21 protein-coding genes are annotated in these 24259 nt (G+C 71.4%); 11 read left to right on the top strand and 10 right to left on the bottom strand.

The window, feature by feature from the left end:
• Nucleotides 1-70: 70 nt before the first annotated feature.
• The 3 genes from ACFPZN_RS40510 to ACFPZN_RS40500 are packed head-to-tail and all read right to left on the bottom strand — an operon-like array spanning nucleotide 71 to nucleotide 2627.
• Nucleotides 71-844, bottom strand: coding sequence for an enoyl-CoA hydratase/isomerase family protein (locus tag ACFPZN_RS40510; RefSeq protein WP_378287889.1), 774 nt, complete (start codon nucleotides 842-844; stop codon nucleotides 71-73).
• Between the two features lie 14 nt (nucleotides 845-858).
• Nucleotides 859-1449: a TetR/AcrR family transcriptional regulator gene (locus ACFPZN_RS40505; RefSeq protein WP_378287888.1), complete on the bottom strand. Its 591-nt coding sequence runs from the start codon at nucleotides 1447-1449 to the stop codon at nucleotides 859-861.
• The gene (locus ACFPZN_RS40500; protein ID WP_378287887.1) at nucleotides 1449-2627 is read right to left on the bottom strand and encodes a CaiB/BaiF CoA transferase family protein; all 1179 of its coding nucleotides are present in this window, start codon (nucleotides 2625-2627) and stop codon (nucleotides 1449-1451) included. Before ACFPZN_RS40500 ends, ACFPZN_RS40505 begins: the two co-directional genes overlap by 1 nt.
• A 60-nt stretch (nucleotides 2628-2687) precedes the next feature.
• Here ACFPZN_RS40500 and ACFPZN_RS40495 point away from each other — a divergent pair, with 60 nt between their 5' ends.
• The 8 genes from ACFPZN_RS40495 (at nucleotide 2688) to ACFPZN_RS40460 (ending at nucleotide 13761) form a co-directional block, all read left to right on the top strand.
• A complete protein-coding gene (locus ACFPZN_RS40495; RefSeq protein ID WP_378287886.1) occupies nucleotides 2688-3833 on the top strand; it encodes a thiolase family protein in 1146 nt (381 codons plus the stop codon).
• 123 nt (nucleotides 3834-3956) lie between these two features.
• Nucleotides 3957-5102, top strand: a complete 1146-nt coding sequence (locus ACFPZN_RS40490) for an acyl-CoA dehydrogenase family protein (protein ID WP_378287885.1) — start codon at nucleotides 3957-3959, stop codon at nucleotides 5100-5102.
• A gap of 53 nt (nucleotides 5103-5155) precedes the next feature.
• Nucleotides 5156-5914, top strand: a complete 759-nt coding sequence (locus tag ACFPZN_RS40485) for an SDR family NAD(P)-dependent oxidoreductase (protein ID WP_378287884.1) — start codon at nucleotides 5156-5158, stop codon at nucleotides 5912-5914.
• Nucleotides 5915-5987: 73 nt separating this feature from the next.
• Nucleotides 5988-7568, top strand: a complete 1581-nt coding sequence (locus ACFPZN_RS40480) for a class I adenylate-forming enzyme family protein (protein WP_378287883.1) — start codon at nucleotides 5988-5990, stop codon at nucleotides 7566-7568.
• A gap of 34 nt (nucleotides 7569-7602) precedes the next feature.
• Nucleotides 7603-9600 (top strand): flavin-containing monooxygenase, encoded by a 1998-nt coding sequence (locus tag ACFPZN_RS40475; RefSeq protein WP_378287882.1) that lies wholly within the window; start codon nucleotides 7603-7605, stop codon nucleotides 9598-9600.
• Nucleotides 9601-9673: 73 nt separating this feature from the next.
• Nucleotides 9674-11365, top strand: a complete 1692-nt coding sequence (locus ACFPZN_RS40470; RefSeq protein ID WP_378287881.1) for a thiamine pyrophosphate-binding protein — start codon at nucleotides 9674-9676, stop codon at nucleotides 11363-11365.
• Nucleotides 11362-12609 carry an alpha-hydroxy acid oxidase gene (locus ACFPZN_RS40465; RefSeq protein WP_378287880.1) on the top strand — a complete coding sequence of 416 codons (1248 nt, stop codon included), beginning with the start codon at nucleotides 11362-11364 and terminating at the stop codon, nucleotides 12607-12609. The genes ACFPZN_RS40470 and ACFPZN_RS40465 overlap by 4 nt, the downstream gene beginning before the upstream one ends.
• Before the next feature lie 45 nt (nucleotides 12610-12654).
• Nucleotides 12655-13761, top strand: a complete 1107-nt coding sequence (locus tag ACFPZN_RS40460) for a zinc-dependent alcohol dehydrogenase (protein WP_378287879.1) — start codon at nucleotides 12655-12657, stop codon at nucleotides 13759-13761.
• 4 nt (nucleotides 13762-13765) lie between these two features.
• Here the strand turns inward: ACFPZN_RS40460 and ACFPZN_RS40455 are convergent, their stop codons facing one another.
• Nucleotides 13766-14596, bottom strand: a complete 831-nt coding sequence (locus ACFPZN_RS40455; RefSeq protein WP_378287878.1) for an SAM-dependent methyltransferase — start codon at nucleotides 14594-14596, stop codon at nucleotides 13766-13768.
• Between the two features lie 220 nt (nucleotides 14597-14816).
• Between ACFPZN_RS40455 and ACFPZN_RS40450 the strand changes: the two genes are divergently transcribed.
• The 3 genes from ACFPZN_RS40450 (at nucleotide 14817) to ACFPZN_RS40440 (ending at nucleotide 18698) form a co-directional block, all read left to right on the top strand.
• Nucleotides 14817-15455, top strand: coding sequence for a TetR/AcrR family transcriptional regulator (locus ACFPZN_RS40450; protein ID WP_378287877.1), 639 nt, complete (start codon nucleotides 14817-14819; stop codon nucleotides 15453-15455).
• Nucleotides 15456-15548: 93 nt separating this feature from the next.
• Nucleotides 15549-16772: a PucR family transcriptional regulator gene (locus ACFPZN_RS40445; RefSeq protein ID WP_378287876.1), complete on the top strand. Its 1224-nt coding sequence runs from the start codon at nucleotides 15549-15551 to the stop codon at nucleotides 16770-16772.
• A gap of 318 nt (nucleotides 16773-17090) precedes the next feature.
• The gene (locus tag ACFPZN_RS40440; protein ID WP_378287875.1) at nucleotides 17091-18698 is read left to right on the top strand and encodes a tannase/feruloyl esterase family alpha/beta hydrolase; all 1608 of its coding nucleotides are present in this window, start codon (nucleotides 17091-17093) and stop codon (nucleotides 18696-18698) included.
• 81 nt (nucleotides 18699-18779) lie between these two features.
• On the opposite strand, the gene ACFPZN_RS40435 is transcribed toward ACFPZN_RS40440, so the two are convergent.
• Genes ACFPZN_RS40435 through ACFPZN_RS40410 form a run of 6 tightly spaced genes read right to left on the bottom strand, consistent with a single transcriptional unit; the run spans nucleotide 18780 to nucleotide 24008 of the window.
• Nucleotides 18780-19553 (bottom strand): enoyl-CoA hydratase/isomerase family protein, encoded by a 774-nt coding sequence (locus ACFPZN_RS40435; protein ID WP_378287874.1) that lies wholly within the window; start codon nucleotides 19551-19553, stop codon nucleotides 18780-18782.
• A complete protein-coding gene (locus ACFPZN_RS40430) occupies nucleotides 19550-20761 on the bottom strand; it encodes a CaiB/BaiF CoA transferase family protein (RefSeq protein WP_378287873.1) in 1212 nt (403 codons plus the stop codon). The genes ACFPZN_RS40435 and ACFPZN_RS40430 overlap by 4 nt, the downstream gene beginning before the upstream one ends.
• A gap of 32 nt (nucleotides 20762-20793) precedes the next feature.
• Nucleotides 20794-22080, bottom strand: coding sequence for a TRAP transporter large permease (locus ACFPZN_RS40425; protein WP_378287872.1), 1287 nt, complete (start codon nucleotides 22078-22080; stop codon nucleotides 20794-20796).
• Nucleotides 22081-22082: 2 nt separating this feature from the next.
• Nucleotides 22083-22574 carry a TRAP transporter small permease gene (locus tag ACFPZN_RS40420; protein WP_378287871.1) on the bottom strand — a complete coding sequence of 164 codons (492 nt, stop codon included), beginning with the start codon at nucleotides 22572-22574 and terminating at the stop codon, nucleotides 22083-22085.
• A gap of 26 nt (nucleotides 22575-22600) precedes the next feature.
• Entirely contained in the window at nucleotides 22601-23638 is a 1038-nt protein-coding gene (locus tag ACFPZN_RS40415; protein WP_378287870.1) for a TRAP transporter substrate-binding protein, read from the bottom strand.
• A gap of 58 nt (nucleotides 23639-23696) precedes the next feature.
• Nucleotides 23697-24008 carry a hypothetical protein gene (locus ACFPZN_RS40410; RefSeq protein WP_378287869.1) on the bottom strand — a complete coding sequence of 104 codons (312 nt, stop codon included), beginning with the start codon at nucleotides 24006-24008 and terminating at the stop codon, nucleotides 23697-23699.
• Between the last annotated feature and the right edge of the window lie 251 nt (nucleotides 24009-24259).

Below are 24259 nucleotides of genomic sequence, written 5' to 3'. Positions count from 1 at the left end.
AGTGGTGGCGCCGAGAATTAGCGTTTTCCAGGAAAGGGGGGTGCTCTGCTGAGGCGTGCCATTGTTCAGGTCATGTTTGCCAGGGGTCGTTCAGGGGCCGCTGCCGGGCGGGGCGGTTCTCGCGCCAGGCGGTGATCGCCTCCCGGGTGTCGGGGAGGTTCCAGAGCTGGGCGTAAGCGGCCACCGAGATGCCGAAGTCCGGGTCGAAGGCCCGCCCCAGGGCCACCGTGCGTTGCTTGATGAGGCGGATGGCGTGGGGCGTGCCGCGGCAGATCTGGTCGGCCATCCCGAGGGCCGCCTGGAGCGGATCGTCGGCGACGGTGACGGGCAGGCCGAGAGTCGCGGCGCCGTCGGCGGTCAGGGACTCGCCGGTCATCAGCAGGCGGCGCGCGTGGTGGGCGCCGACGATGTGCGTCAGGCGGGCCGCGGCGTACCCGGCCACCAGGCCGAAGCGGGCCTCGGGCAGCGAGAACCTGGCCTCGGGCAGGGCGAAGATCCAGTCGCAGGCCAGGGCGAGTTCGAAGCCGCCGGCGGTGGCGCTGCCGCGGACGACGGCCAGGACGGGCTTGCGGAGCCGTTCGGGCAGGCTGTTGGCCTGGAGGAACTCGGTGACGAACGTGGTGGGGTCACAGGGCGCGGCGGGGAAGGAGTCGATGTCGGCGCCGGCGGAGAAGCTCCGGTCGGTGCCCTGCAGGATGATGACCCTGACGCGGTCGTCGCCGTCGGCCTCGGTGAGGCGGGCGCCGAGTTCCTCGTGCACGTCGAGGGTGAAGACGTTCAGGCCCCCGGGCCCCGACATCGTGATGACCCGTACGGGACCCTGGTCATCGTGGGAGATCTCCACGGTGCTCTCCTTCGTCACTGGTCGGCGGGCTTGCCCTTGAGGCCGTCGAGCAGCAGATCGACGAAGCGGTCGGCGATCTGCTCGGGGCTCAGCGGCCCGTCGGACCGCATCCAGCGCGCCGTGTAGTTGAACATGCCCAGGACCGCGCGGACGTCGATGCCGTCGACCGGCCCCCACTGCCCGGCTGTGGCCCCGTCCCGCAGGACCCGGTACCAGATCTGCTCGAACTCGCGCCGGGCACCGACCACCTTGCGCTGGTGCTCCTCCGACAGGAACCGCGCCTCGCGGATCGCGACCTGCCACCCGCCGCCGTGCGTGGCGTGGTGCCGCAGCAACGCGCGGGCGATGTTGCGGAGCTTGACCTCCGGCGGGTCGTCGGTCTGCACGTGCGGCACCGTCGCGTCGTGCGCCATCTGCAGCAGGGACATGCTGATCTCGAAGAGGATCTGCTCTTTGCTGCCGATGTGGTAATACAGGGCTCCCCGTCCGAGGTTGACCGCCTTGCAGATCTCCTGGACGCCCGTCCCGTGATAGCCCTTGTCCACGAACAGTTCGGTGACCGTGTCGAGGATCTTCTCTCGGGTGGCGCCGTTGTTCTTGCCCATCAGATCTCACCCGCCATCCGAGGGCGCCGGGTGGTCTCCGCGGGGACGCCGCATTCCTTCAGGAGCCGCTCCGAATCACCGCCGAGCGCCGGCGCGGGAAGCCGCGCGGGGTCCGGCGGGGTGCGGGAGAAGGAGACCGGCAGGCCCAGCGCCCGGTAGCCGTCGGGCGTTCCGGGATGGGGGAGATGGTGCACCATGCCCCGGTCGCGGACGGTCTGTGAGTCCAGTGCCTCGTCCAGGCCCGAGACCACGGTGAGGCAGGAATCGTGCGCGGCGGAGAACCGGCGCCACTCCTCACGGGTACGGCTCGCCATTATCTGTGTCACTTCCTGATGGGTGTGCGAGTGCGGTGGGTCATATCTTCGGCCCAGCAGATCGGGGCGCTCGACTCCGTGGCACCAGTTCGCCCAGAATTTCTCTTCCAGGGCGCCGAACGCCAGCCAGCCGTCCTTGCAGCGGTAGAGCTGGTAGCACACCGCTCCGCCGCTCCAGACGCCCTCGGCGGTCGGGCGCGCCTCGCCCGTGGCCAGGACGCCGGCGGCGGTCATGGACGCCAGCATCAGCGCGGAGTGGGCGATGGACACGTCGATGAGCTGCCCCCGCCCCGAGCGCCGGCGTTCGTGCAGGGCCGCCAGGATGGAGGTGGCCGCGAACAGGCCGGCGGACGAGTCGGCGACCTGCGTCGCGGGCAGCGCGGGCGGATCGTCGGGGCGCCCGGTGTGCGACAGCAGTCCCATCGCCGCCAGGTAGTTCACGTCGTGCCCCGCCGTCTGGGAGAGCGGGCCGGTCTGCCCCCAGCCGGAGATCTGGCAGACGACGATTCCCGGATTCACCGCGCGGAGGTCGTCGTAGCCGATTCCCAGCCGGTCGAGAACTCCGGGGCGGAATGACTCCACCACCACGTCGGCCGTCCGGGCCAGGGCCAGTAGCGCGTCCGGTCCGCCTTCGGCTTTCAGGTCGATGACCACCGACCGCTTGTTGCGGTTCAGACCGCGGAAACTCGCCGATGACGTCGTCGCCTCCCCGCCCGGAAGGTGGGGCGCCCGCGCGCGGGCGTAGTCGCCGCCACCTGGGGCTTCGACTTTGATCACGTCCGCGCCCAGGTCCGCGAGGACGAGGGTGCACAGCCCTCCGGGCAGGAGCCGGGTGAGGTCGAGAATGCGGACATCAGAGAGCACTTGATCCTCCATGTTCATTCAGCCTATCGTGTACAGACCGATCGGTACAAGGAGGCGGGTATGGCGGAGGCAGTGGTCGTGGACGCGGTCCGCACCGCGCATGGAAAACGTGATGGAGCGCTGGCCTCATTTCATCCCGTCGACCTGGCGGCGGAGGTTCTCAACGCATTGGCCGGCCGCACCGGAATCGATCCCGGTGAGGTGGACGACGTCATCCTGGGCTGCGTGACCCAGCTCGGCGACCAGTCGAGCAACCTCGCGCGGTTCGCGGTGCTGGCCGCCGGCTGGCCCGAGCACGTTCCGGGCGTGACGGTCAACCGCGCCTGCGGAAGCAGCCAGCAGGCGCTCGACCAGGCGGCCCAGGCCGTCATGTCCGGCCAGGCGGAGATGGTCGTCGCCGGCGGGGTGGAGTGCATGAGCCGGGTGCCGCTGGGCGCCGCCCGGCAGGTCGGGCAGCCCTACGGGCCCGCGGTCCTGGGCCGCTACGACGGGTTCGACTTCAACCAGGGGATCTCCGCGGAGATGATCGCCGAGAAGTGGGGGATGAGCCGGCGGCGGCTGGACGCCTTCTCGGTGGAGTCGCACGCCAAGGCCGCGGCCGCCATCGACGCGGGCGCGTTCGACGGGCAGCTGGTCCCCGTCCTGGCCGGCGGGCGCCGGTTCGCCGAGGACGAAGGCGTCCGGCGCACGACCAGCGTCGAGGCGCTCGCGCGGCTGCGGCCGTCCTTCAAGAGCGACGGCAGGATCCACGCCGGGAACTCCTCGCAGATCTCCGACGGCGCGTCGGCGGTGCTGGTCACCACCCCGGAGCGCGCCCGCGCGCTGGGGGTGCCCCCGCTGGTGCGCTACCGGGCCGGTGCGGTGTGCGGCGGCGATCCGGTGCTGATGCTGACCGCTCCCATCGAGGCGACCAGGAAGTTGCTGGCGCGGGCGGGGCTGGGCATCGGCGACATCGACGTGTTCGAGGTCAACGAGGCGTTCGCGCCGGTCCCGCTGGCGTGGCTGGACGAGCTGGGAGCCCGCCCCGAGCGGCTCAACGTGCACGGCGGGGCCATCGCGCTGGGGCATCCGCTGGGGGCTTCCGGGACCTCCCTGATGACGCGCATGGTGCATCACATGCGCGACAAGGGCCTGCGCTACGGGCTGCAGACGATGTGCGAAGGGGGAGGCACCGCCAACGCCACCCTGGTCGAGCTCGTCGCGTAGCGGCCGTGGGGACCGGAGGCGAGCGGGCCGGCCCGGCGAACGACCAGGGATGAAGAACCAGGATGCGGCGCCCCCGGGCGACCGCGAGGACCGGCCGCGCAGAAGGGCTGGAGAGGGCAGCGGATGAGACGCAGGTTGTTCCGGGACGAGCACGAGGCCTTCCGCCAGATGGTGCGCGACTTCATCGGCAAGGAGGTCTCGCCCCGGTACACCGACTGGCAGGCGGCCGGTTCGGTGCCCCGCGAGGTGTTCCGCCGCCTGGGCGATCTGGGTGTGATGGGGATGAACATGGACGCCGAGTGGGGCGGGGGCGGCCAGGACTACCTCTTCAACGTCGTCCTGCAGGAGGAGACGGCCCGGGCGGCGGTCACGATTGGACCGCTCCGAACGCATCTGGACGTCGTGCTGCCCTATTTCCTCCGCTACGCCGACGCCCTGCAGCGGCGGCGCTGGTTCGCCGGACTGAACTCGGGCGCGCTGATGACGGCGATCGCGCTGACCGAGCCCGACACCGGATCCGATCTCGCGGCCGTCGCGACGCGCGCGGTCCTGGACGGCGACCACTACGTCCTGCGCGGAGCCAAGACCTACATCACCGGCGGAAGCCTGGCCGACCTGGTCATCGTGCTGGCCCGGACCGCCACCGACCCCGGGAACCGGCGGAACGGGCTGACCCTGCTGGTGGTCGAGGACGGGATGCCGGGCTTCACCAAGGGCCGCGCGCTGGACAAGCTGGGCCTCAAGGCGCAGGACACCATCGAGCTGACCTTCGACGACGTCCGCGTCCCGGTCGCCAACCGGCTGGGGGAGGCGGGCGCGGCCTTCGGGTACCTGACCTCCAACCTTCCCCAGGAACGCGTGGCGATCGCGGTGGGGGCGGTGGCGCAGGCGCGGACGGCCATCGAGATGACCGTGGAGTACGCGCGGCTGCGGACGGTGTTCGGCAAGCCGCTGGGCTCCTTCCAGAACACCAAGTTCGAGCTCGCGGCGATGAGCGCCGAGCTGGAGGCGGCCCAGTCGATGCTGGACGCCGCGGTCGCCGAGCTGGTCGAGGACGCGCTGTCGCCGGCCGACGCGGCCAGGGCCAAGCTGTTCTGCACCGAGACGCAGGGGCGGGTGCTGGACCGCTGCCTGCAGCTGTTCGGCGGCTTCGGCTACATCACCGAGTCCCCGATCTCGCAGCTGTACGCCGACGCGCGCGTGACGCGCATCTACGGCGGCACCAGCGAGGTCATGAAGTCGATCATCAGCAAGTCGCTCGGACTGTGACGGAACGGCCGGCGCCGGCAGGCGCCCGGCCGCGAGGAAAGGGAGTGGCGAGGATGGAGTTGCAGGGGGTCTCGGCCGTCGTGACCGGCGGTGCGTCGGGACTGGGCCTGGCCACGGTGCGGCGGCTGCTCGAGCGCGGCGCCAAGGTCACCGTCGTGGACCGCGAGCCGGACCGGCCCGGCCTCGGCCTGGACGGCCGCGCCCGCCTGGTGACGGCGGACGTGACCGCGGCCGGCGACGTCGAGCGCGCGATCGAGGCGGCCCGGGCCGACGGGCCGGTGCGGGTGCTGGTGCACTGCGCGGGCCGGGGAAGCGACCGCCTGCGGATCGTGGACCGCTCCCATGCCGCCGGCGACCTGGACGTGTTCGCCGAGGTGGTGCACACGAACCTGGTCGGCACCTACAACGTGCTGCGACTGGTCGCCGCGGAGATGAGCCGCAACGAGCCGGTCGGGGGCTGCCGGGGCGCCTGCGTGCTGACCTCGTCGATCGCCGCGTTCGAGGGGCAGATCGGGCAGACCTCCTACAGCGCCTCCAAGGCGGGGGTGCACGCGATGACGCTGGTGGCCGCGCGGGACCTGGCCAGGTACGGCATCCGGGTGAACACGATCGCCCCCGGCACCTTCGACACCGCGATGCTGGGGCGCCTGCGGCCCGAACTGCGCGCCGATCTGGTGTCGGCCATTCCCTACCCGGCCAGGCTCGGCGATCCCGCCGAGTTCGGCCGGATGGCCGTGGGCGTGCTGGAGAACGACTACCTCAACGGCGAGACGATCCGGCTGGACGGGGCGATGCGGATGGCCGCCCGATGAGCACCGTCCCCGCGCCGGCGGTCGTGAACCGGCGGGCCGGGGCAACCCGATGAGGTCCAGGGAGGGTGAGGACATGCAGCAGTCACAGGACGCCGAGGCGGCACGGGCCGTCGGCATCGCGCAGGTCTTCCGGCAGAGCGCCCGTCAGCACGCGGACCGCGTCGCGGTGGAGTCGCAGGACGGCGTGCGCCTGACCTACCGCGACCTCGACCGGCTCGCGGCGGGCGTGGCCGCCTTCCTGCTCCGGCAGGGGGTCGGCCGCGGCGACCGGGTCGCCGTGATGTCGGACCCCTGCCCCGAGTACATCGCGGTGAACCTGGCCGTCGCCAAGCTCGGCGTGACCGTCGTGGGGATCAACACCCGCTACGGCGTCCGCGACGCCGAGTACTGCGTCCGGGACTCCGGCGCCAAGATCGTGTTCTTCGACCGGCGGCACCGCGAGGTCGCCGAGGAGGCCGCGGGGGCGGCCGACCGCGTGGAGCTCGACCTGCACGGCAGCGGCGGCGGGCGGACCCGGAGCCTGGGCGCGGTGCTGGAGAGCACCGATCCCGCCTCGGTTCCCGAGCTCGGGCGGCCGTCGGACATCCACACCGTCATCTACACCAGCGGCACCACCGGGCAGCCCAAGGGGGCCATGATCAGCCAGGCGGCGGCGGCCGTCCGGGCCCTGCGGCTGGTGTCGTGGTTCGGCCTGACCGGCCGGGACGCCTTCCTGGGCTGGCTGCCCCTGTTCCACACCAGCGGCGAGGAGCCCCTCAACGCCACGTTCCTGTCGGGGGGCCGCTACCTGACCTTCCGCCGCGCCGATCCCGAGCGGCTGGTCGAGGCCGTCGACGACCGCGGCGGCACCTGGTCGTGGTTCCTGCCGGGGATGTTCGCCGAGTTCCTGGACGCCGCGCGCGCCCGCCGGTCTCCGCTGCGCGGCCTGCGCTTCGGCGGCGGCTACGGCAACCTGCTGCCGGCGCGGCTGCTCGACGATCTGCTGGAGCGGGGCGTGGACTTCGTCGATCTGTTCGGGCAGACCGAGTCGAGCCTGCTGGTGGCCGCCAACCGGATCAGCGGCACCGGCGAGCGGGACTGGCGGAAGTACCCCACGCCGATGCTGGACATCCGGATCGTCCGCCCCGACGGATCGGAGACCGAGGTCGGCGAACCCGGCGAGTGCGTGGTGCGGGGCCCGTCGGTGATGAGCGGCTACCTCAACCGTCCCGAGGCCACGGCCGAGACCTTCCAGGGCGGCCGGCTGCACACCGGAGACCTGCTGGTCCGCACCCACGACGGCGCGCTGCGCTTCGTCGACCGCAAGAAGTACCTGATCAAGACCGGTGGCGAGAACGTCTACCCGCTGGAGGTGGAGGCCGCGCTGGCCTCGCACCCCGACGTGGCCGAGGCCTGCGTCATCGGCGTCCCCGACGACCGGTGGGGCGAGACGGTCAAGGCGTTCGTGGTGCCGCATCCCGGCCGCGCCCCCGACCGGGCCGCGCTGGACGCGCACTGCCAGAGCCGGCTGGCCCGGTTCAAGCGCCCGCGCCTGATCGAGTTCATCGACGGCCGGGACGTCCCCCGCAGCACCACCGGCAAGGTCATCCGATCCGAACTGGGCGCGCGTCCCGTGCGCGACGACCAGCGCGTGCCGTCGCCGCCGTCGCCGTGACCGCCGCCGCCCACCCCCACGGAAGGAGACAGCGTTGAGGGCCACCGCCGACGACCTCGACGGGCTGAACGAGGACGAACTGGTGCGGGCGCTGCGCGACGCCAACGTGCCCACCCTGCTGCCCGTCCTCTACCAGCTCACCGGCGACCGAGCCTGGCTCGGCGAGCGCTACCGGACCACCCGGCCCAAGGGCCTGGACGACAACCCCACCGGCGGGCTCCCACCCGAGGTGCAGGAGGAGCTGCGGGTGGCCGCCGCGCAGGCGACGCTGCGGTGGTCCAAGGGCGAGCCGGTCGCCCGGCCCGCGCCGAAGGGCCGGGAGCTGCTGGAGCTGATGAGCGCCAGCATGGGCGAGGACGTCCCGCCCGAGTACGAGCCGATGGTCGCCGAGGAACTGGGGTTCGCCCCCCGGATCCCGCCGTCCTGCGAGCGCGACGCCGCGTCGTCGGGCCTGTCGGTGATCATCATCGGGGCCGGGATCTCCGGGCTGACGCTCTCCCGGGACCTGACGACGGCCGGCGTCCCGCACGTCATCTTCGAGAAGAACGACCGGGTGGGAGGCACCTGGGTCAACAACCCCTATCCGGGCTGCGGCGTCGACACCCCCAGCTACCTGTACTCCTTCTCCTTCTACCAGCGGGAGTGGAGTCAGCACTTCGCCAAGCGGGAGGAGCTGGAGACCTATGTCGGCGACATGGCCCGCGATCTGAACCTGGTCGACAACGTCAGGTTCGGCGCGCAGGTCCTGGACGCGGTCTGGGACGACCAGGACGGCCTGTGGTCGGTGACCGTGCGCACCGCCGGCGGGGTCGAGCGGCACCGGGCGCCGGTACTGGTCTCGGCGGTGGGCCAGCTCAGCAAACCCAAACTGCCCGACATCGCGGGCTTGGACGACTTCGGCGGGCAGGTCTTCCACGCCTCGCACTGGCCCGCCGGGCTGGACCTGCGGGGCAAGCGCGTCGCGATCGTCGGCACCGGGGCCAGCGCCATGCAGATCGTGCCGGCCATCGTCGACCAGGTCGGCGAGCTCACCGTCTTCCAGCGCTCGCCGCAGTGGGTCGCGCCGAGCGACTACTACTTCGAGTCGATCCCGGCCGGCATGCACTACCTGATCCGCCACGTGCCGTTCTACTACGAGTGGTACCGGGTCCGGCTCGGCTGGATCTTCAACGACAAGGTCCACCCCTCCCTGCAACTGGACCCGGACTGGCCGCTGCGCCCCCGCTCCATCAACGAGATCAACGAGGGCCACCGCCGGTTCTTCGAGCGCTACCTGCGCACCGAGCTGGACGGCCGCCCCGACCTGGTCGACAAGACGCTGCCCGACTACCCGCCCTTCGGCAAGCGGATGCTGCTGGACAACGGATGGTTCCGGGCCCTCAAACGGGACCACGTCACGCTCGTCACCGAGGGCGTGGCCGAGCTCACCCGCGACCATGTGGTGACCTCGACGGGCGAGCGCCGGCCCGCCGACATCGTGGTGCTGGCGACCGGCTTCGAGGCCCAGCGCCCCACCCACCCCCTGACCATCAAGGGACGCGACGGGGTGACGCTGCGCGAGGCGTGGAACGACGACGACGGCCGCGCGTACCTGGGCGTGGCGACCCCCGGGTTCCCCAACCTGTTCATCCTCTACGGGCCCAACAGCTCGCTGGGCCACGGCGGCAGCTTCATCTTCCTGGCCGAGTGCGTGGCCCACTACCTCACCGACCTGATGTGCAGGATGGTCGACGCCGGGGTCCGCTCCGTCGAGATCCGCGAAGAGGAGTGGGAGGACTACACCCGCGCCGTCGACGAAGCGCACGCCAAGATGATCTGGACCCAGCCCGGGTTCACCACCTGGTACGCCAACTCCCGCGGCCGGGTGATCGCCAACATGCCGTGGCGGGTGATCGACTTCTGGCGCTACACGCGCCGGGCGTCCCTGTCCGCCTACCGGCGGCGCGCACAGCCGCAGGACGCCGCACGGCCGCACGGCCACGACGACGACCGGCCGCACGACCGCGACCGGCCATGGCGGCCCGGCGCGTGATGACCCGGCACACCGTGATGAACCGGCACACCCACACCCACCCGGGTGGGACAGGGGATGGAGGAAAGCGCCCATGCTCGCCTGCGAGATGATCGCCAGGTACCTGCGCGACGCGGGGGTGACCGTTCAGTTCGGTCTCCTCGGCGAAGGCAACATCGCCGTCGCCACGGCCCTCGACCAGCTCGGTGTCCGCTTCGTCGGCGCCCGCCGGGAGGACGCCGCCGTGAGCATGGCCGACGGCTGGGCCCGGCGTACCGGATCGGTCGGGTTCGCGTCGGTCACCCAGGGCCCCGGATTCACCAACACGGTCACCGCGCTGACCGAGGCCGCCCGGCACGGGACCCCGCTGGTGCTGCTCACCGGAGTGACGCCGCGCGCCGACCTGCACAACTCCCAGCGGTTCCCCACCCGGGAACTGGTGGCCCTGACCGGCGCGGGCTGGCGCGAGACCCGCGGCCTGGCGTTCCTCGCCGACGACGTCCGCGCGGTGTTCGCGGGCGCGCTCACCGAGCGCCGCCCCTACGTCCTGGGGGTCGACACCAGCCTGCTGTACGAGGTCGCCGACTCCCTCCTGCTCACCGGCGAACTCCCCGAAACGCTCCCCGAGCACGCGCTGAGCTGGCGGGCGCGGCCCGTGACGCCGAGCCCGGAGGCGATCGCCGCCGGTGCCGAACTGCTCGCCGCCGCGAAGAACCCGGTCATCCTCGCGGGCCGGGGCGCCGCCGCCCCGGAGGCCATTGACGCCGTCCACCGCCTGGCCGAACACCTGGACGCCCCCCTGGCCACGACCTTGCTGGGCAAGGGCCTGCTCGGCGGGGACCGCCACATCGGCATCTGCGGGGGCTTCGCCACCGGACGCGGCGCGGACGTGATCGGCGCCGCGGACCTGGTCCTGGCCGTCGGCTGCTCGCTCAACCTGTGGACGGCCACCGAACTGCTCGACGGGTCCACGATCGTCCACATCGACGCCGACCCCGCCGCCATCGGCCGCTGGAGGGTCCCCGACCTGGGCATCGTCGGGGACGCGCACCTCACCTGCGAGGCGCTCCTGGACGACCTCCGCAAGAACCAGGGCGCCGCCCGCCGCGCTCCCGCGCCCCTGCCGCCCTTCAACCGCGTCGCCGAGATGCGCCGGCCGCCCGGCCGCCCCGCCGAGGACGACGTCCGCGCGCCGTTCCTGGTGGGGGAGGTGGCGCTGGCCATGCGCGAATGCTTCCCGCCGGGGGCGGTGCTGGCCTCCGACACCGGCCAGGCCACCGCCGACATCGTGGCCTACGTCGAACCCGCGGGCCCCGACCACTTCATCTACCCGATCCACGCCGGGTCGATCGGGCTCGGGCTGGGCACGGCGATGGGGGCCTCCCTCGCCGGCACCGGCCAGTGGACCGTCCACTTCACCGGGGACGGATCCCTCATGATGGCCCTGCAGGAACTGGCCACCGTCGCCGAACAGCGGCTGCGGCTCATCATCGTCGTCCTGGACGACGGCGGCTACGGCGCCGAGGTGCAGTACACCCGGGGCCGCGGGATCCCCAGCCACCTGGCCGCGGTGCCCCACCCCGACCTGGCCGCCCTCGCACCCGCGTTCGGCCTGGACTACCACCGGATCGACACCCTGGCCGACCTGCGCGGGGTCCGCACCATCGCCGCCGGCGACGGCGGGCCCGCGCTGGTGCACGTGCCGATCGACCCGGACTCGGCCAGCCGCTTCTTCCGCGACTACTCCTCGGTGCCCAAGGTCGCCGGCTGGGACGGCGGCCGATGAGACCGGCACCCGCGTCCATGAACCGGCGCCTGCCCCGGTGGTCGGAACTGCGACCGCTCATCGCGCCCGCCTCCGGCGCCCGTACACGGCCGCGCCACCTGGCGCGGGCCGCGTCGATCAGGGACCTGAGGGCGATCGCGCGCCGCCGCGTTCCCCGGGCCGTCTTCGACTACGTCGACGGCGCCGCCGAGACCGAGACCAGCCTGGCCCGTGCCCGCTCCGCCTTCGCCAGGGTCGAGTTCCAGCCCCGCGTGCTGCGCGACGTCTCCCGGGTGGACACCTCCACGACCCTGCTGGGCAGACCGGCCGCACTGCCCCTCGTCCTGGCCCCGACCGGGTTCACCCGCCTGATGCACGCCGAAGGCGAACCGGCCGTGGCCCGCGCGGCGGCCGCGCTGGGCATCCCCTACGCGCTGTCGACGATGGGCACGACCACGCCCGAAGACCTCGCGGCGGCGGCGCCCAAGGGCGACAACTGGTTCCAGCTCTACATGGGCCGCGACCGTGCCGCGGCCATGGAACTGGTGCGCCGCGCCGAGGCGTCGGCGTACTCGGCGCTGATCCTGACCGTCGACACGGCCGTCGCGGGAGCACGGCTCCGCGACGTCCGCAACGGCCTGACCATACCGCCGTCGCTGGCCATGTCGACCATGCTCGACATGGCCAGATACCCGTCCTGGTGGCTCAACCTGCTGACCACGCGGCCGCTGTCGTTCGCCTGCGTCGACTCCTCCACCGCGACCTTCGCCGATGTCGTCGACGAACTCCTCGACCCCGCCCTCACCTTCGACGACCTGGCGGCGCTGCGCCAGGCCTGGTCCGGGCCCCTGGTGGTGAAAGGCATCCAGAGCGTCCGGGACGCGCGCAGAGTCGTCGACCTGGGCGCGGACGCGGTGGTGGTGTCCAACCACGGCGGCCGCCAACTGGACAGGGCGCCGGTCCCTCTGGAACTCCTGCCCGGCGTCGTCGAAGCCGTCGGCGACCAGGCCGAGGTCTACCTCGACGGGGGTGTGCTGACCGGCGGTGACGTCGTGGCCGCCGTCGCGCTGGGCGCCAAAGCCGTCCTGGTCGGGCGCGCCTACCTCTACGGCCTCATGGCCGGGGGGCGGCAAGGCGTCGAACACGCCGGCGAGATCCTGCGCGCCGACATCCTGCGCACCATGCGGCTGCTCGGCGTCGCCACGCTGGACGAACTCGGCCCGCACCACCTCCGCCTGCGCCCGGCAGGCCCAAGCACCGTCTGACCCGCGCGACGCGGTCGTGCAGAGCAGTTTCTGGAAGGGAGCGATATGCAGTCGCAGGCGGCAGTCACAGTAGGGGACCGGGAGATCCGGCTCCAGTCCCTTCCCGTACCCGACAGCCCGCCTCCCGGTGGCGCGATCCTCCGCGTGACGGCCAACGGCCTGTGCGGAAGCGACTACGACCTCTACACCGGACACCTGCGAAAGAGTTCGCCCACCCTGGCACCGCTGCCGCTGGTGTCAGGCCACGAAATGGTCGGCGTACTGGAACTGGTCGACGAACAGGCCGCCGAGCAGTGGAACGTCCGCCCCGGGGACCGGGTCGCCGTCGACCCGGGAATCAGATGCGGCCGGTGCGCCGAATGCGCGGGCCGGACCGGCGACCGGTGCCGCGACGAGCGCCGCTACTCGACCATCCCGCTCTCGACCGGCACCGGGCTGTGGGGAGGCAACGCGCAGTACATGGTCCTGCTGCCGGGCACCTTCATGGTGGAGATCCCCCCGCACCTCGACGACGAGGACGCCACGCTCTTCAACCCGCTCAGCAACGCCATCCACTGGACGACCGGCGCGGCACGCGTCCGGCGCGGCGACCGCGTCCTGATCCTCGGCGCCGGCCAGCGCGCCTTCACCTGCGCGGCCGTCGCCCACCGCGCCGGCGCCCGCCAGATCATCGTGACCGGGCTCGCCCGCGACCGGCACAAGGCCGCCCTGCTCTCCCGGTTCGGGGCCGACGAGCTCATCGACACCACGGCGCACGACACCGTCTCCCGCGTTCGCGAACTCACCGACGGGCAGGGCGTCGACGTCGTCATCGACACCGTCCCGGGCGCCACCGCGCCCACCAAGGACGGACTCGCGACCCTGCGGCAGGGCGGCCGGCTCGTGGCGGCCGGCATCAAGACCGCGGCGCTGGACGGTCTCGACCTGACCACCCTGATCACGCAGGAGCACCAGATCCGGGGAGTGTTCGGATCCTCGGCGGCCAGCACGCGGCAAGCCGTGCAGATGCTCGCCGACGGCGACTACCCCTTCTCCCAGCTCCACTCGCACAGGTTCGGCCTCGACGACCTCGACCAGGCCCTGCGCATCCTCGGCGGCGAAGTGGCCGGCGAGAACCCCCTCCACCTGACCATGCTCCCCTGGGGAGCCTGACCCGTCAGGGTTTGCGGCCGACGGCGCCCGCCACCCAGAAGGTCTCGGGGTCGACGCTGGGTTCCCCGAAGCGGGGGCGCCAGGCGGGCAGGGGCGTCAGGCCGGGCGGGACCACGTCGAGTCCGTCGAGGAACCGGGCGACGTGCGCGAGGCTCCGGACGTGCCTGCGATCTCCCTCCATGAGGGGGCCCTGGTTGAAGTGCCTGGACATCTCGTCGGCCTTCTCCTCGAACGGATCGCGGAAGGCATGGCCGAGCAGCAGGTAGCCGCCGGGGGAGAGGCGGGCGACCAGGCGCTCGGCGACCCTGGCGGCGGTGTCGTCGTCGAAGACGGCGAGCAGGGCGCGCAGGAGGATCGCGGTCGGGCGCCGGAGATCGATCACGCTGGTCAGCTCCGGATGGTCCAGCATCGCGTCGGGATCGTGCGGATCGGCCTGGACGACCCTGGTCACCGGGCAGTCGTCCGTGACCGCCTCCCCCCGCGTCGCCACGATCGCCTTGCCGTGGGCCACCACGACAGGGTCTTCGTCCACGTAGACGACGCGGGCGTTCACCCCGAGGTCGTGCAGGATCTCGTGGACGCTCCCATGGGTGGGCAGACCGCACCCGACGTCCACGAACTGCCGGACACCCGCCTCCGCCAGGAACGTGACGGCCCTGGACACGAACTTGCGCGACTCCGCGACGACCGTCGGGACCTCGGGTGCGATCCTGAGAAGCTCGTCCCCCATGACCCGGTCGACGGCGAAGTTGTCCTTCCCGCCGTCGAGGTAGTTCATCACGCGGGCGAAGTTGGGCACGCGCGCGTTGAGAAAGCCCGGGTCACGCTTGTCCATCCACGACATGCTAGACCGCAACACAACGGAAATTCATCGCCTGCGGCCGTGAATCTGGCGCGGTCCAAAACGGATCCGGAAGCCGGTGCGCATCCCCTCGCCCGAACCGTGTCCGCCTTCGTCCGCCGACGCGTGGGAGTAGGAGGGCCGATGACGCCGTCCCTGATCGACGGGACATGGACACTTGCTATTTTATTGACACCTGTCCATCATCGTGGCTGTGACGTACCAGCTGCCGGGGAGCGCACCCGTCAAGGACCGGCGGGTCCGCCGTTCGCGGGCCGCCCTCATGCGGGCCACGATCGACCTGGTGACCGAGCGGGGCACGGCGGCCGTCCCGATCTCCGACCTCGCCGAGGCCGCGGACGTGAGCCGGCAGGTGGTCTACCAGCAGTTCGGGGATCGTGACACGCTGCTGCTGGAGACCGCGCTCGATCTCGGGCGGCGCGAGCTGGTACCGAGCGTCACCGGCATAGCGGACACGACGGGACGCGGTCAGGTGCTGGCCCTGGCGCGCCACTTCGCCGGCCACCGGGCGTTCTACCGGGTGATCTTCACCGGGGCGTGCGGCTACGGAATCAACAAGGCGCTGGGCGCCCTGCTCATCCCGTACAACCGGGAGGCACTCGGGCAGCTCTACGGCGAGCGGCTCGATCCGCGCACGATCGAGGACCTCGCCGTGTTCCTGGTCGGCGGCGCGTCCGTGCTCGTCAACGCCTGGGTCGTCGAGGGCGAGGATCCGCTCGACCCCGAGGAGTTCACCGACCGGCTCATCCGGATGGTGGCCCTTGTCGTCGACATGCAGTACGCGCCCGTCACGAGCGCCGGCGACGGGGAGAGGGCGGTCGGTGACCCTTGAGGACCACGTCAGCCGGGGGATGGAACAACACCAGATCCGCCCACAGGAGCCGCCCTTCCCAGCGGCCCCCGCGCCCTGTGAGGGAGTCCGTCCATGCCACAGGTCACCACCGTCCGACGCGCCCCCGCCGGCCGCGATCGCACACCGCTCCCCGGCCTGACGTCCGAGGTCGCCAGGCTCCGCCCGGAACTGCCGTCACTGGCGGAGGAGATCGGCGCGGAGATCCGGCATTCGGTCGCCGAGTTCGACCATCCGTGCCGAGGACGTGACCAGGGCGACCTTCGGTCGGTCGTCGAACAGGCGCTGGAGCGGTTCGTGGACCGCGCCGCCGACCCGCCGGCGCCGCGCGACCACGAGATCAAGGTCTTCAGGGATCTCGGCCGCGGCGAGTACCGGGCCGGCAGGGACCTGGCGGCGCTCCAGGCGGCCTACCGGGTCGCGGCACGGGTCGGCTGGCGCCGGATCGCCGAGGTGGGACGCCGGGCGGGCTGGCCGGCCGAGAGGATGTCGCTGCTCGCCGAGATGGTCTTCGCCTACGTCGAGGAGATCGCGGAATACTCCGTCCAGGGATACGCCCAGGCGCGCCAGAGCACCACCGACAGGTTGAAGAGCCTGCGCCGCCGTCTGTTCGAGCTGGTGCTGAGCGAGGACCAGGCCACGTCCGGCGAAGCACTCGCCGACCTGGCGCGGGAGGCGGACTGGAGGCTTCCGGCGACCGTGGCCGGCGTGGCCATCGCCGACTGGGACGCCGGGGCGGGCCGGCTGGCACCCGCCATCGGTCCGGACGTGCTGATGGACCTGGAACGGCCCGACCCCCGCCTGCTCGTACCGGACCCCGACGCCCCCGGCCGGCAGGACATGCTGGCCCGCGCACTGCGCGACACACCGTTCGCCATCGGCCCGAGCGTGTCGCTCGCCGAGGCCGCCCTGTCGGTGCGCCTGGCCGGGCAGGCGCTGTCACTGGTCCGGCGGGGCGTCATCCGATGCGACCACTACGTCCGCTGCAGCGACGAGCTGTCCACACTGCTGCTGTCGCACAACGAGGACGTGATCCGGCTGATGACCGCCCGCAGGTACGGGCCGCTCGCCGCGCTGAAACCCCAGCAGCGGGACCGCCTGGACGAGACCCTGCTGGCCTGGCTGGCGTCCGGGGGCAGGGCGCCCGAGATCGCCGCCCGCCTCCACGTCCACGCCCAGACCGTGCGGTACCGCATGCGCCGGCTGCAGGAACTGTTCGGCGACGAGATGAACGATCCCGACTGGAAATTCGAAATGGAGATCGTCCTCCGCACGAAACTGCTGCTGAAGGACGAATGAGCAACCCGGCCATGGGCGACAAGACCTGATCTGAACCACGTCGCCGCCCGGGCTCGCGTCCCCTCGTCCGGGAACGATTTTCGCCTCCTTCCGTAGGCTCATCGCACCGCGCCGTATCGACCGCGCCGCATTGTCGCGCGCCCACCGAACTTCCCTTTGTCAAGAACGTGAGCCCCCGCCGCCAGCGGGCTCCCGCTTCTTAGCGGAACGTGCGCAGCGCCGTTTCTTGGAACGCCGTACCGTCCGATGAACTCAAGGCGCTCCCGTTCTACCGCGGCGTGCCCCATAGCCGCGGAAACGCGCAGAACAAGGAGGACGATGAAGCCCCGATCGAGGAAATCCCCCTTCACCCTTATCGTTCTGACGGTCGCGATCGCCTCGCCCGCCGGCATGACCGGTTCGGTGCACGCCGATACCGGTGACGCCTGCCGGATCGCCACCCGTCCGGCCGTCCCCGGCGCGGCCGTCACGTCGATGGAGACGACTCGGAAGGCGGCTGACGCGATCTCCAAGGTGCCGGCGCACTGCGAGGTGACGCTCACCCTGACGCACCCGGGAGCCGGTGACGACGTCAAGGTCGTGGTGTGGCTGCCTTCCAGCGGATGGAACGGGCGGTTCCAGGGAACCGGCGGCGGCGGTTACTCCGCCGGGTTCCTGCTGGGACCCGTCACCCCCTACCTCACACTCGGCGCCGTCCCGACCCTGCCCGCGGCCGTGCGGCAGGGGTACGCGGCGGCGGCGACCGACGCGGGCGTCGGCTTCAACCCCATCACCCCGGCACCCTGGGCGCTGAAATCCGACGGAACCGTCAACACCGAGCTGCTGACCAACTTCGCCCACCGCTCCGTGCATGACATGACGGTGGCCGCGAAACAGATCGTCGCGGGCTTCTACGGCAAGCCCCCGTCCTACTCCTACTGGAACGGCTGCTCCAACGGCGGCCGCCAGGGCCTGATGGAGGCGCAGCGCCATCCCACGGACTACGACGGCGTCGTGGCATCGGCCCCGGCGACCAACTTCGATCGCTTCGTCCCGTCCGAGATGTGGCCGCAGGTGGTGATGAACGACGAGAGGCACTTCCCGAGCTCGTGCGTCTTCAAAACGTTCACCGACGCCGCCGTGGCCGCCTGCGACAAGGACGACGGGGTCGCCGACGGCATCATCGACCGGCCGGAGACGTGCGGTTTCGACCCGCGCAGCATGATCGGCAAGAAGGTCGGATGCGATTTCCGCGAGAAGACCCTCACCGCGAAGGACGCCGAGGTCGTGCGCCGCATCTGGCAGGGACCGATCTCCGCCGACGGCGGGAGGCCGCTGTGGTACGGCCTTCCCAAGGGAGCCTCGTTCGACGTTCTCGCCGGCACGAGTTTCGGCAGGAGCGGCTCGCCCATCAGCATGATCGCCGACTGGGTCACGTACTTCCTCGAGAAGAACCCCTCGTTCGACACCTCCACCATCACGCCCGCGCGACTCGAAAGTCTGATCCGGCAGTCCCGGGCCGAGTACAACCAGATCATCGGTGCTGACGACCCGGACCTGACCGCCTTCAAGAACGCCGGCGGCAAAATCATCACCTGGCACGGCCAGGCGGACCCACTGATCTTCCCGCAGGGCACGGTGGACTATTACCGCCGAGTGCAGACGGCCATGGGCGGCGCTCAGGAGACCGATTCCTTCTACCGGCTGTTCCTCGCACCCGGCGTCGGGCACTGCGGCCTGCTGGGCGCCGGCGGACCGGTACCCGACGACGCGTTGACGGCCCTCGTGAACTGGGTGGAGAAGGGCCAGGCCCCCGCCACGCTCCCGGCGTCGGTCACCGACAACGGCACACGCGTCACCCGCGACCTCTGCGCCTACCCCAAGGCCGCCCGGTACAACGGCCAGGGCGACCCGAAATCCGCCGAGAACTATCACTGCGCCACGTAGCGACTCGTCCGCCAGGCCACCCGGTGGTTGCCAGGCCGGTCGGCGAGGGCCGGGCGGCGGTCGTCCAGGACCAGCGCCCGATCAAGGGGCCTGCCCCTGGTCCGGCGGCGTCAGCCAGGGCGGTGTCCTTCCTTCCCGGATCGCTTCGACGCCTTCTCGGGCGTGGGGTGCGGTGAAGCCGGCGTCGGAGGCGTCGGCCGCCGCCAGGAGGTTCTCCAGCGGGGGCAGGGCCGTGGCGAGTCTTCGCTTGGTGGCGGCCACGGCGTCCGGAGAGCAGCGGTTCAGGTCGTCGAGGATGCCCGCGATGTCTTGGTCGAACGTTCCGGCCGGGCTGACCTGCGAGATCAGTCCCATCTGGAGCGCCGCGGCGGCGTCGAAGACCGTGCCGGTGAGCACGTGGCGGCGCAGCGGCGCCGACGGTGCCCGGGACGCCAGCACCGCCAGCGTCATCTCCGGGACGAGGCCGAGGAGGGGCTCGGGCATCGCGAACGTCGCGCGGGCGTCGGCGACGGTGATGTCGCACGCGGCGGCGAGGACGAGGCCGCCCGCCCGCGCGGCGCCCCGCACCCCGGCCACCACCGGTACGGGCACCTGGCCGATCGCGTGGACGAGTTCCATCAGGGGACGTCCCGAGGCCGCCTTCCCGCCGCTGCGTTCCCGGAGGTCCATTCCGGAACAGAACGCCGGGCCGGCACCGGTCAGGAGCACCGCCCGCGTGCCCCTGCCCGGTGCCCCCCGGATGGCCTCCGACAGTTCGCCCATCATCCGGGTCGACAGGGCGTTGCGCGTCTCGGGGACGTTCAGGGTGATGCGGAGGACGCGGCGGTCCTGCTCCGTCGCGATCGTGGTGCTCATCCGGTCGCCCGCGGCTCGGCGCCGACGACGCCCCGTTCGGCCCAGGCGGCCACCTGCTCGGGGGAGTAGCCGAACTCGGCGAGCACCTCCCGGGTGTGCTCCCCGAGCCGGGGAGCGTGCCGGAGGCTTCCCGGCGCACGCGAGTGCAGGGAGAAGCGGGCCGGCATCCCGAGGTTGCGCACCCGGCCCTCGCTGGGGTGGTCCTGCTCCACGATGACCCCGGCCTCGTTGAGGTACGGGTCGGCGATCAGGTCGTCCACGGTGCGGACCTCGATCGCCGGGCAGTCCAGCTCGCGGAAGCGGCGCATCCAGTGCCCGGTCGTCCCGGCGGCCAGCTCCGTCTCGACGAGGGAGTACAGCTCGTCGATGTTGCGGGTGCGGGCGCCGATGTCGCGGTAGCGCGGGTCGCCGGCCAGCTCGGGCCGGCCGATGGACTCGAAGAAGGAGCGCCAGTGGCCGTCGGTGTAGAGGATCACGCCGATGTGGCCGTCCTTCGTCCGGTACGGCCTGCGGAACCTCGAGGTCGTCCGCGGGTAGGTGGCCGGGCCGAGCGCGGGGACGAACGCCTCGCCCGCGAGCTGCTCGTGGAGGAGGAAGCTCACCATGCTCTCGTACATCGGGACGACGACGTTCTGCCCCTCGCCGGTCCGCTCGCGCTCGAACAGGGCGGCCATCGCCGCGTACATGGCGACGAGCGCGCAGACCTTGTCCGCGAGGATCGTGGTGACGTACTGGGGACGCCCCTGCCGCCGGCTTTCCAGATCGGCCAGGCCGCAGGCGGCCTGGATCACGTCGTCGTAGGCGGGCCGTCCCGCGTCGGGGCCGTCCGGGGCGAACCCGAACGCCTCCACCACGATGATCCGCGGGTTGACCTCGCGGAGGCGCCGGTGGGAGATGCCGAGCGACACCGCGGTCTCCTGCCGCATGTTGTGGATCACCAGGTCGGCGCCGGCGGCCATGCGGTCCAGGATCCGCCGGCCCTCCGGCGACTTCAGGTCCAGGACGATCCCGCGCTTGCCCGCGTTGACGGTCATGTACGTCGCGGACATGCCGGGGTTGCGGGCGGCGCCGACACCGCGCACGACGTCGCCGTGCCGCGGCTCCACCTTGATGACGTCCGCGCCGAGCTGCGCCATCATCATCGTGCAGTAGGGGCCGAGGAACGTGCTGGTGAAGTCGAGGACTCGGATGCCGTCAAGGGGGCCCAAGGGGTTCTCCTCCGTCTCGCGGGAGAGGGCGCTCATCGTCCGGGCAGCCAGGTGGCGAGCGCCGGGACGAGGAACAGCAGCACGATCAGCAGCAGTTCCATGACCATGAAGGGGACGACGCCGCGGAACGCCTCGCCCAGTTTCACCCTGGGGACCGAGCCCGCGGCGACGTAGACGTTCAGCCCGAGGGGCGGCGACATCAGCCCGATCTCACCGAGCTTGATCACCAGGATGCCGAACCAGATCTCGCTGTAACCGAGGCTGGTGACCAGCGGGAACGTGATGGGCAGGGTGACCAGCAGGATCGCGATCTGGTCCATGAACGTGCCCAGCACCAGGTACAGCAGCACGATCAGCACCATGACGCCCAGCTTGGGCAGGCCGGCGGACTCGATGGCGTCCACGATGGCCGGCGCGACCCGGGTCGAGGTGAGGAAGTAGCCGAAGATGGTCGCGAACACCACGATCGAGATGATCATCGTGGTGGTCTCCGCGGCCCGCATGAGGCACCTGCGCAGGTCGGCCATGCGCAGGCCGCCGGTGGACACGCTGAGCAGCAGCGCGCCGACCGCGCCCACCGCGCCCGCCTCGGTGGCGGTCACGACGCCCGAGTAGATGCCGCCGAGCACGATCACGACCAGCAGGATCGTGGGCCACACGTTGACGAGCAGCCGGAGCTTCCTCGCCAGCGGCATCGGCTCGGGGCGGTCGGGCGCGATGCCGGGCCGCCACCGCACCCACAGGTAGATGACCAGCGCGTACGCGGCGACGGTGATGACGCCGGGGACGACCCCGGCGGCGAACAGATCACCGATCGGGGTCTCGGTGGCGATGCCGTACACGATGAGCGCGACGCTGGGCGGGATGATGGACGCCAGCGTCCCCGCCGCGGCGATCGACCCGACGCTCAGCCGGTCCTGGTACCCGTACTCGCGCATGTGCGGGACGCCGACCGCGGAGAAGGTCGCGGCGGTGGCGGTGCTGGAACCGGTCATCGCGCCCATGCCGCCGGACGCGACGGTCGTCGCGATGGCCAGCCCGCCGCGGATCCGGCCGAACCAGGCGAACATCGCCTCGTACAGGTTCGTGGCGATGCGCCCGCCCGCCAGGAACTCCGCCATCAGCAGGAAGGCCGGCACCGTGGTCAGCAGGAAGTCGCTGCCGCCCCGGTAGGTCGCGGTGCCCAGCACCGTCAGCGTCGCCTGGGGCCCGACCGACATCAGCAGGCCGGCCAGGCCGGACAGGCCGAGGGAGAACGCCACCGGAACGCCGATCGCCAGGAGGGCGAACAGGAGCAGGAAAGGAAGAAGGATCTCCACCGTCACTCCTCGTCGCCGGCGGCCTCGCCGCCCCGCACGACCTGCACGGCCAGCCGGAGCACCATGAACGCCGCGCCGACGACCACGATCGCGCGGGACGGTCCGGCGGGCAGGGACGGGGACTCCACGCTCCACCGGCCCCAGTAGTCGACCGCGAACCCCGCGGTCGTCCACAGCACCAGCCCGAACAGCACCAGCCCGAGCGCGTCGGCGAGCCGCTTGAGCACCGCGACCGCCCGGACGGGCAGCCGCTGCCGCAGCAGGTCCACCGCCACGTGCTTGCGGTGGCGCTGCGCGGCGCCCCAGCTGAGGAACACCACGGCGGGCATCAGGAACCACTCGGTGATCCGGATCGTGCCGGGCAGCGAGGAGCCGAACAGGTAGCGGCCCGCGGCGTCCAGGGTTATGGCGGTCACCATCAGCAGGAGGGCCGCGCCCACCACGAGGCGGAGCGCGTCCTCCGCCTTCTCCAGCGGTCCTCTCTTCGGCCGCACCGTCTCAGCTCCGTTCTCCGGGGTAGTCATCCGCCGTCCCTCACGAGTCGGCGCAGTTCCGCGAGGATGTCGTCGCCCGGCAGCCCGCGCCCGTTCATGTCCCTGGCCCACGACCGCTGGATCTCACCGGAGACCCGGTCGAACTTCGCCTTCTCCTCCGCCGCAACCGTGGTGAGGGTGATGCCTTTCTTCTCGAAATCCCGGAGGACCTGCTTTTTGTCCTCGGTCAAGACCCGGCCCGAGTCGATGGAGACCTTCCTGCCTTCCTCGACCATGATTCTCCGCAGATCCGGCGGCAGTTTTCTCCAGGTGTCGTCGTTGATGGCGTAGAAGCCGCCGAATCCTCCGAGGGAGAGGTTCGTGGTGATGTACCGGAGAATGTCGTCGAGCCCGTAGGGCCGGATGCTCTCGGCGCTGATCATGGCCGAGTCGATCGTGCCGCGCTCCATCGCCTGGTACATCTCAGGCGCGGCCATCGACACCGGGACCGCCCGGAACTCCTTCGCGGTCATCTCCATGTAGCCGCTGGTCGTCCGGACGCGCAGGCCGTGCATCCCGGCCGGCGTCGTCACCCGTTTCCCGGCGGTCACCACCTGGTACTCGCCGGTCACGAAGCTGAACAGCGGGAAGACCTCGTCCTTCCTGATCTCCTCCTGGTAGAGCCTGCCGGTCACCAGCGCGTAGTAGGCGGGGGCGCCGGACGCGGCGTCCGGATAGATTCCCGGCAGCCCGATGACCCCGCCCAGCGGCATGCTCTCGCTGGCGTACTGCGGCGCCATGTAGCCGATATCGGCCACGCCGCCCTTGACCACGTCGATCAGATCGGCCGCCTTGCCGAGCTGCTCGCCGGGAAAGTAGTCGAACTCGATGCGGCCGCCGGACGCCTTTTCCACGTTCTGCATGAACCGCTGGGACAGCGTCCTGGCGATCACGTGTTTCTGCGGGAACGACTCCGCCACCCGGAGCGTGATCGTGCCGTCGCCCCGGCCGCCGCCGTTTCCGCCGCAGCCGGTGGCCGCCAGCGCGAGGCAGAGGAGGGACGCGGTGATCGAACGTAGGGACATCTGCTGAGGCTCCCTTCCGAGAACCGGGGGTGTCGGCACCGAGAGCCGGGGCCCGCTGTCAGTGACCGCCCCGATTCGGCTGCCGCTTCCGCTCGCGCCGGAAGGCCACCGGCCCGCCCAGTGCGCGCTCGGTGATCCACACCTTGCAGCCGTCGCCGTCCCGGCGGGCGCGGGTGGAGATCCGGGTCGTGTCGGTCGGCAGGATCTCCCGGCGCGGTTCCGCCGAGCCGTGCTTCACGATCGTGGGAAGGGCGATGCCCAGCCGGCCCGCCCCGGCCATGGCGTCGTAGAGCCCCCGGGGGAAGGCATGGCTCTCGTCGTTCTTCCGCCAGTACTCGTCAGCGGGTCCCGGACGGCGCCTCGACGGCACCGTCGGCGCTGAGATTGTCGGACCAAAGTCGGGAGCGAGACGCATCACGTGGTGGGCAGTCAAGGAGCCTCCTGCCTCGCGAGAATCGCGTTCCCGCAGACACTAGGTTCTCGCTCTCGGGTCCGTCAATATTTTTGTCCGACAATCCTATGACGGCTTCGGGCACGTTGTGGCGGCAGTGTCCGCCGCTATCATGGGACCTGGACGGGCGGGTGCCGCCCAGCGGCCCGCGAGTGCTCGAGTGTCGGACA

The organism is Actinomadura rugatobispora (assembly GCF_042656285.1).
Lineage (GTDB): Bacteria > Actinomycetota > Actinomycetes > Streptosporangiales > Streptosporangiaceae > Spirillospora > Spirillospora rugatobispora.
Note: the sequence above shows the minus strand (reverse complement) of the source record. Positions and strands in the feature narration are given on the sequence as shown.

What these genes read in the sequence shown, in the direction of transcription:
- ACFPZN_RS40490 (WP_378287885.1), top strand. Translation starts at nt 3,957, where the DNA reads ATGAGACGCAGGTTGTTCCGGGACGAGCACGAGGCCTTCCGCCAGATG.
- ACFPZN_RS40455 (WP_378287878.1), bottom strand. Translation starts at nt 14,596, where the DNA reads ATGGACAAGCGTGACCCGGGCTTTCTCAACGCGCGCGTGCCCAACTTC.
- ACFPZN_RS40485 (WP_378287884.1), top strand. Translation starts at nt 5,156, where the DNA reads ATGGAGTTGCAGGGGGTCTCGGCCGTCGTGACCGGCGGTGCGTCGGGA.
- ACFPZN_RS40465 (WP_378287880.1), top strand. Translation starts at nt 11,362, where the DNA reads ATGAGACCGGCACCCGCGTCCATGAACCGGCGCCTGCCCCGGTGGTCG.
- ACFPZN_RS40505 (WP_378287888.1), bottom strand. Translation starts at nt 1,449, where the DNA reads ATGGGCAAGAACAACGGCGCCACCCGAGAGAAGATCCTCGACACGGTC.
- ACFPZN_RS40440 (WP_378287875.1), top strand. Translation starts at nt 17,091, where the DNA reads ATGAAGCCCCGATCGAGGAAATCCCCCTTCACCCTTATCGTTCTGACG.
- ACFPZN_RS40460 (WP_378287879.1), top strand. Translation starts at nt 12,655, where the DNA reads ATGCAGTCGCAGGCGGCAGTCACAGTAGGGGACCGGGAGATCCGGCTC.
- ACFPZN_RS40495 (WP_378287886.1), top strand. Translation starts at nt 2,688, where the DNA reads ATGGCGGAGGCAGTGGTCGTGGACGCGGTCCGCACCGCGCATGGAAAA.
- ACFPZN_RS40415 (WP_378287870.1), bottom strand. Translation starts at nt 23,638, where the DNA reads ATGTCCCTACGTTCGATCACCGCGTCCCTCCTCTGCCTCGCGCTGGCG.
- ACFPZN_RS40480 (WP_378287883.1), top strand. Translation starts at nt 5,988, where the DNA reads ATGCAGCAGTCACAGGACGCCGAGGCGGCACGGGCCGTCGGCATCGCG.
- ACFPZN_RS40435 (WP_378287874.1), bottom strand. Translation starts at nt 19,553, where the DNA reads ATGAGCACCACGATCGCGACGGAGCAGGACCGCCGCGTCCTCCGCATC.
- ACFPZN_RS40470 (WP_378287881.1), top strand. Translation starts at nt 9,674, where the DNA reads ATGCTCGCCTGCGAGATGATCGCCAGGTACCTGCGCGACGCGGGGGTG.
- ACFPZN_RS40445 (WP_378287876.1), top strand. Translation starts at nt 15,549, where the DNA reads ATGCCACAGGTCACCACCGTCCGACGCGCCCCCGCCGGCCGCGATCGC.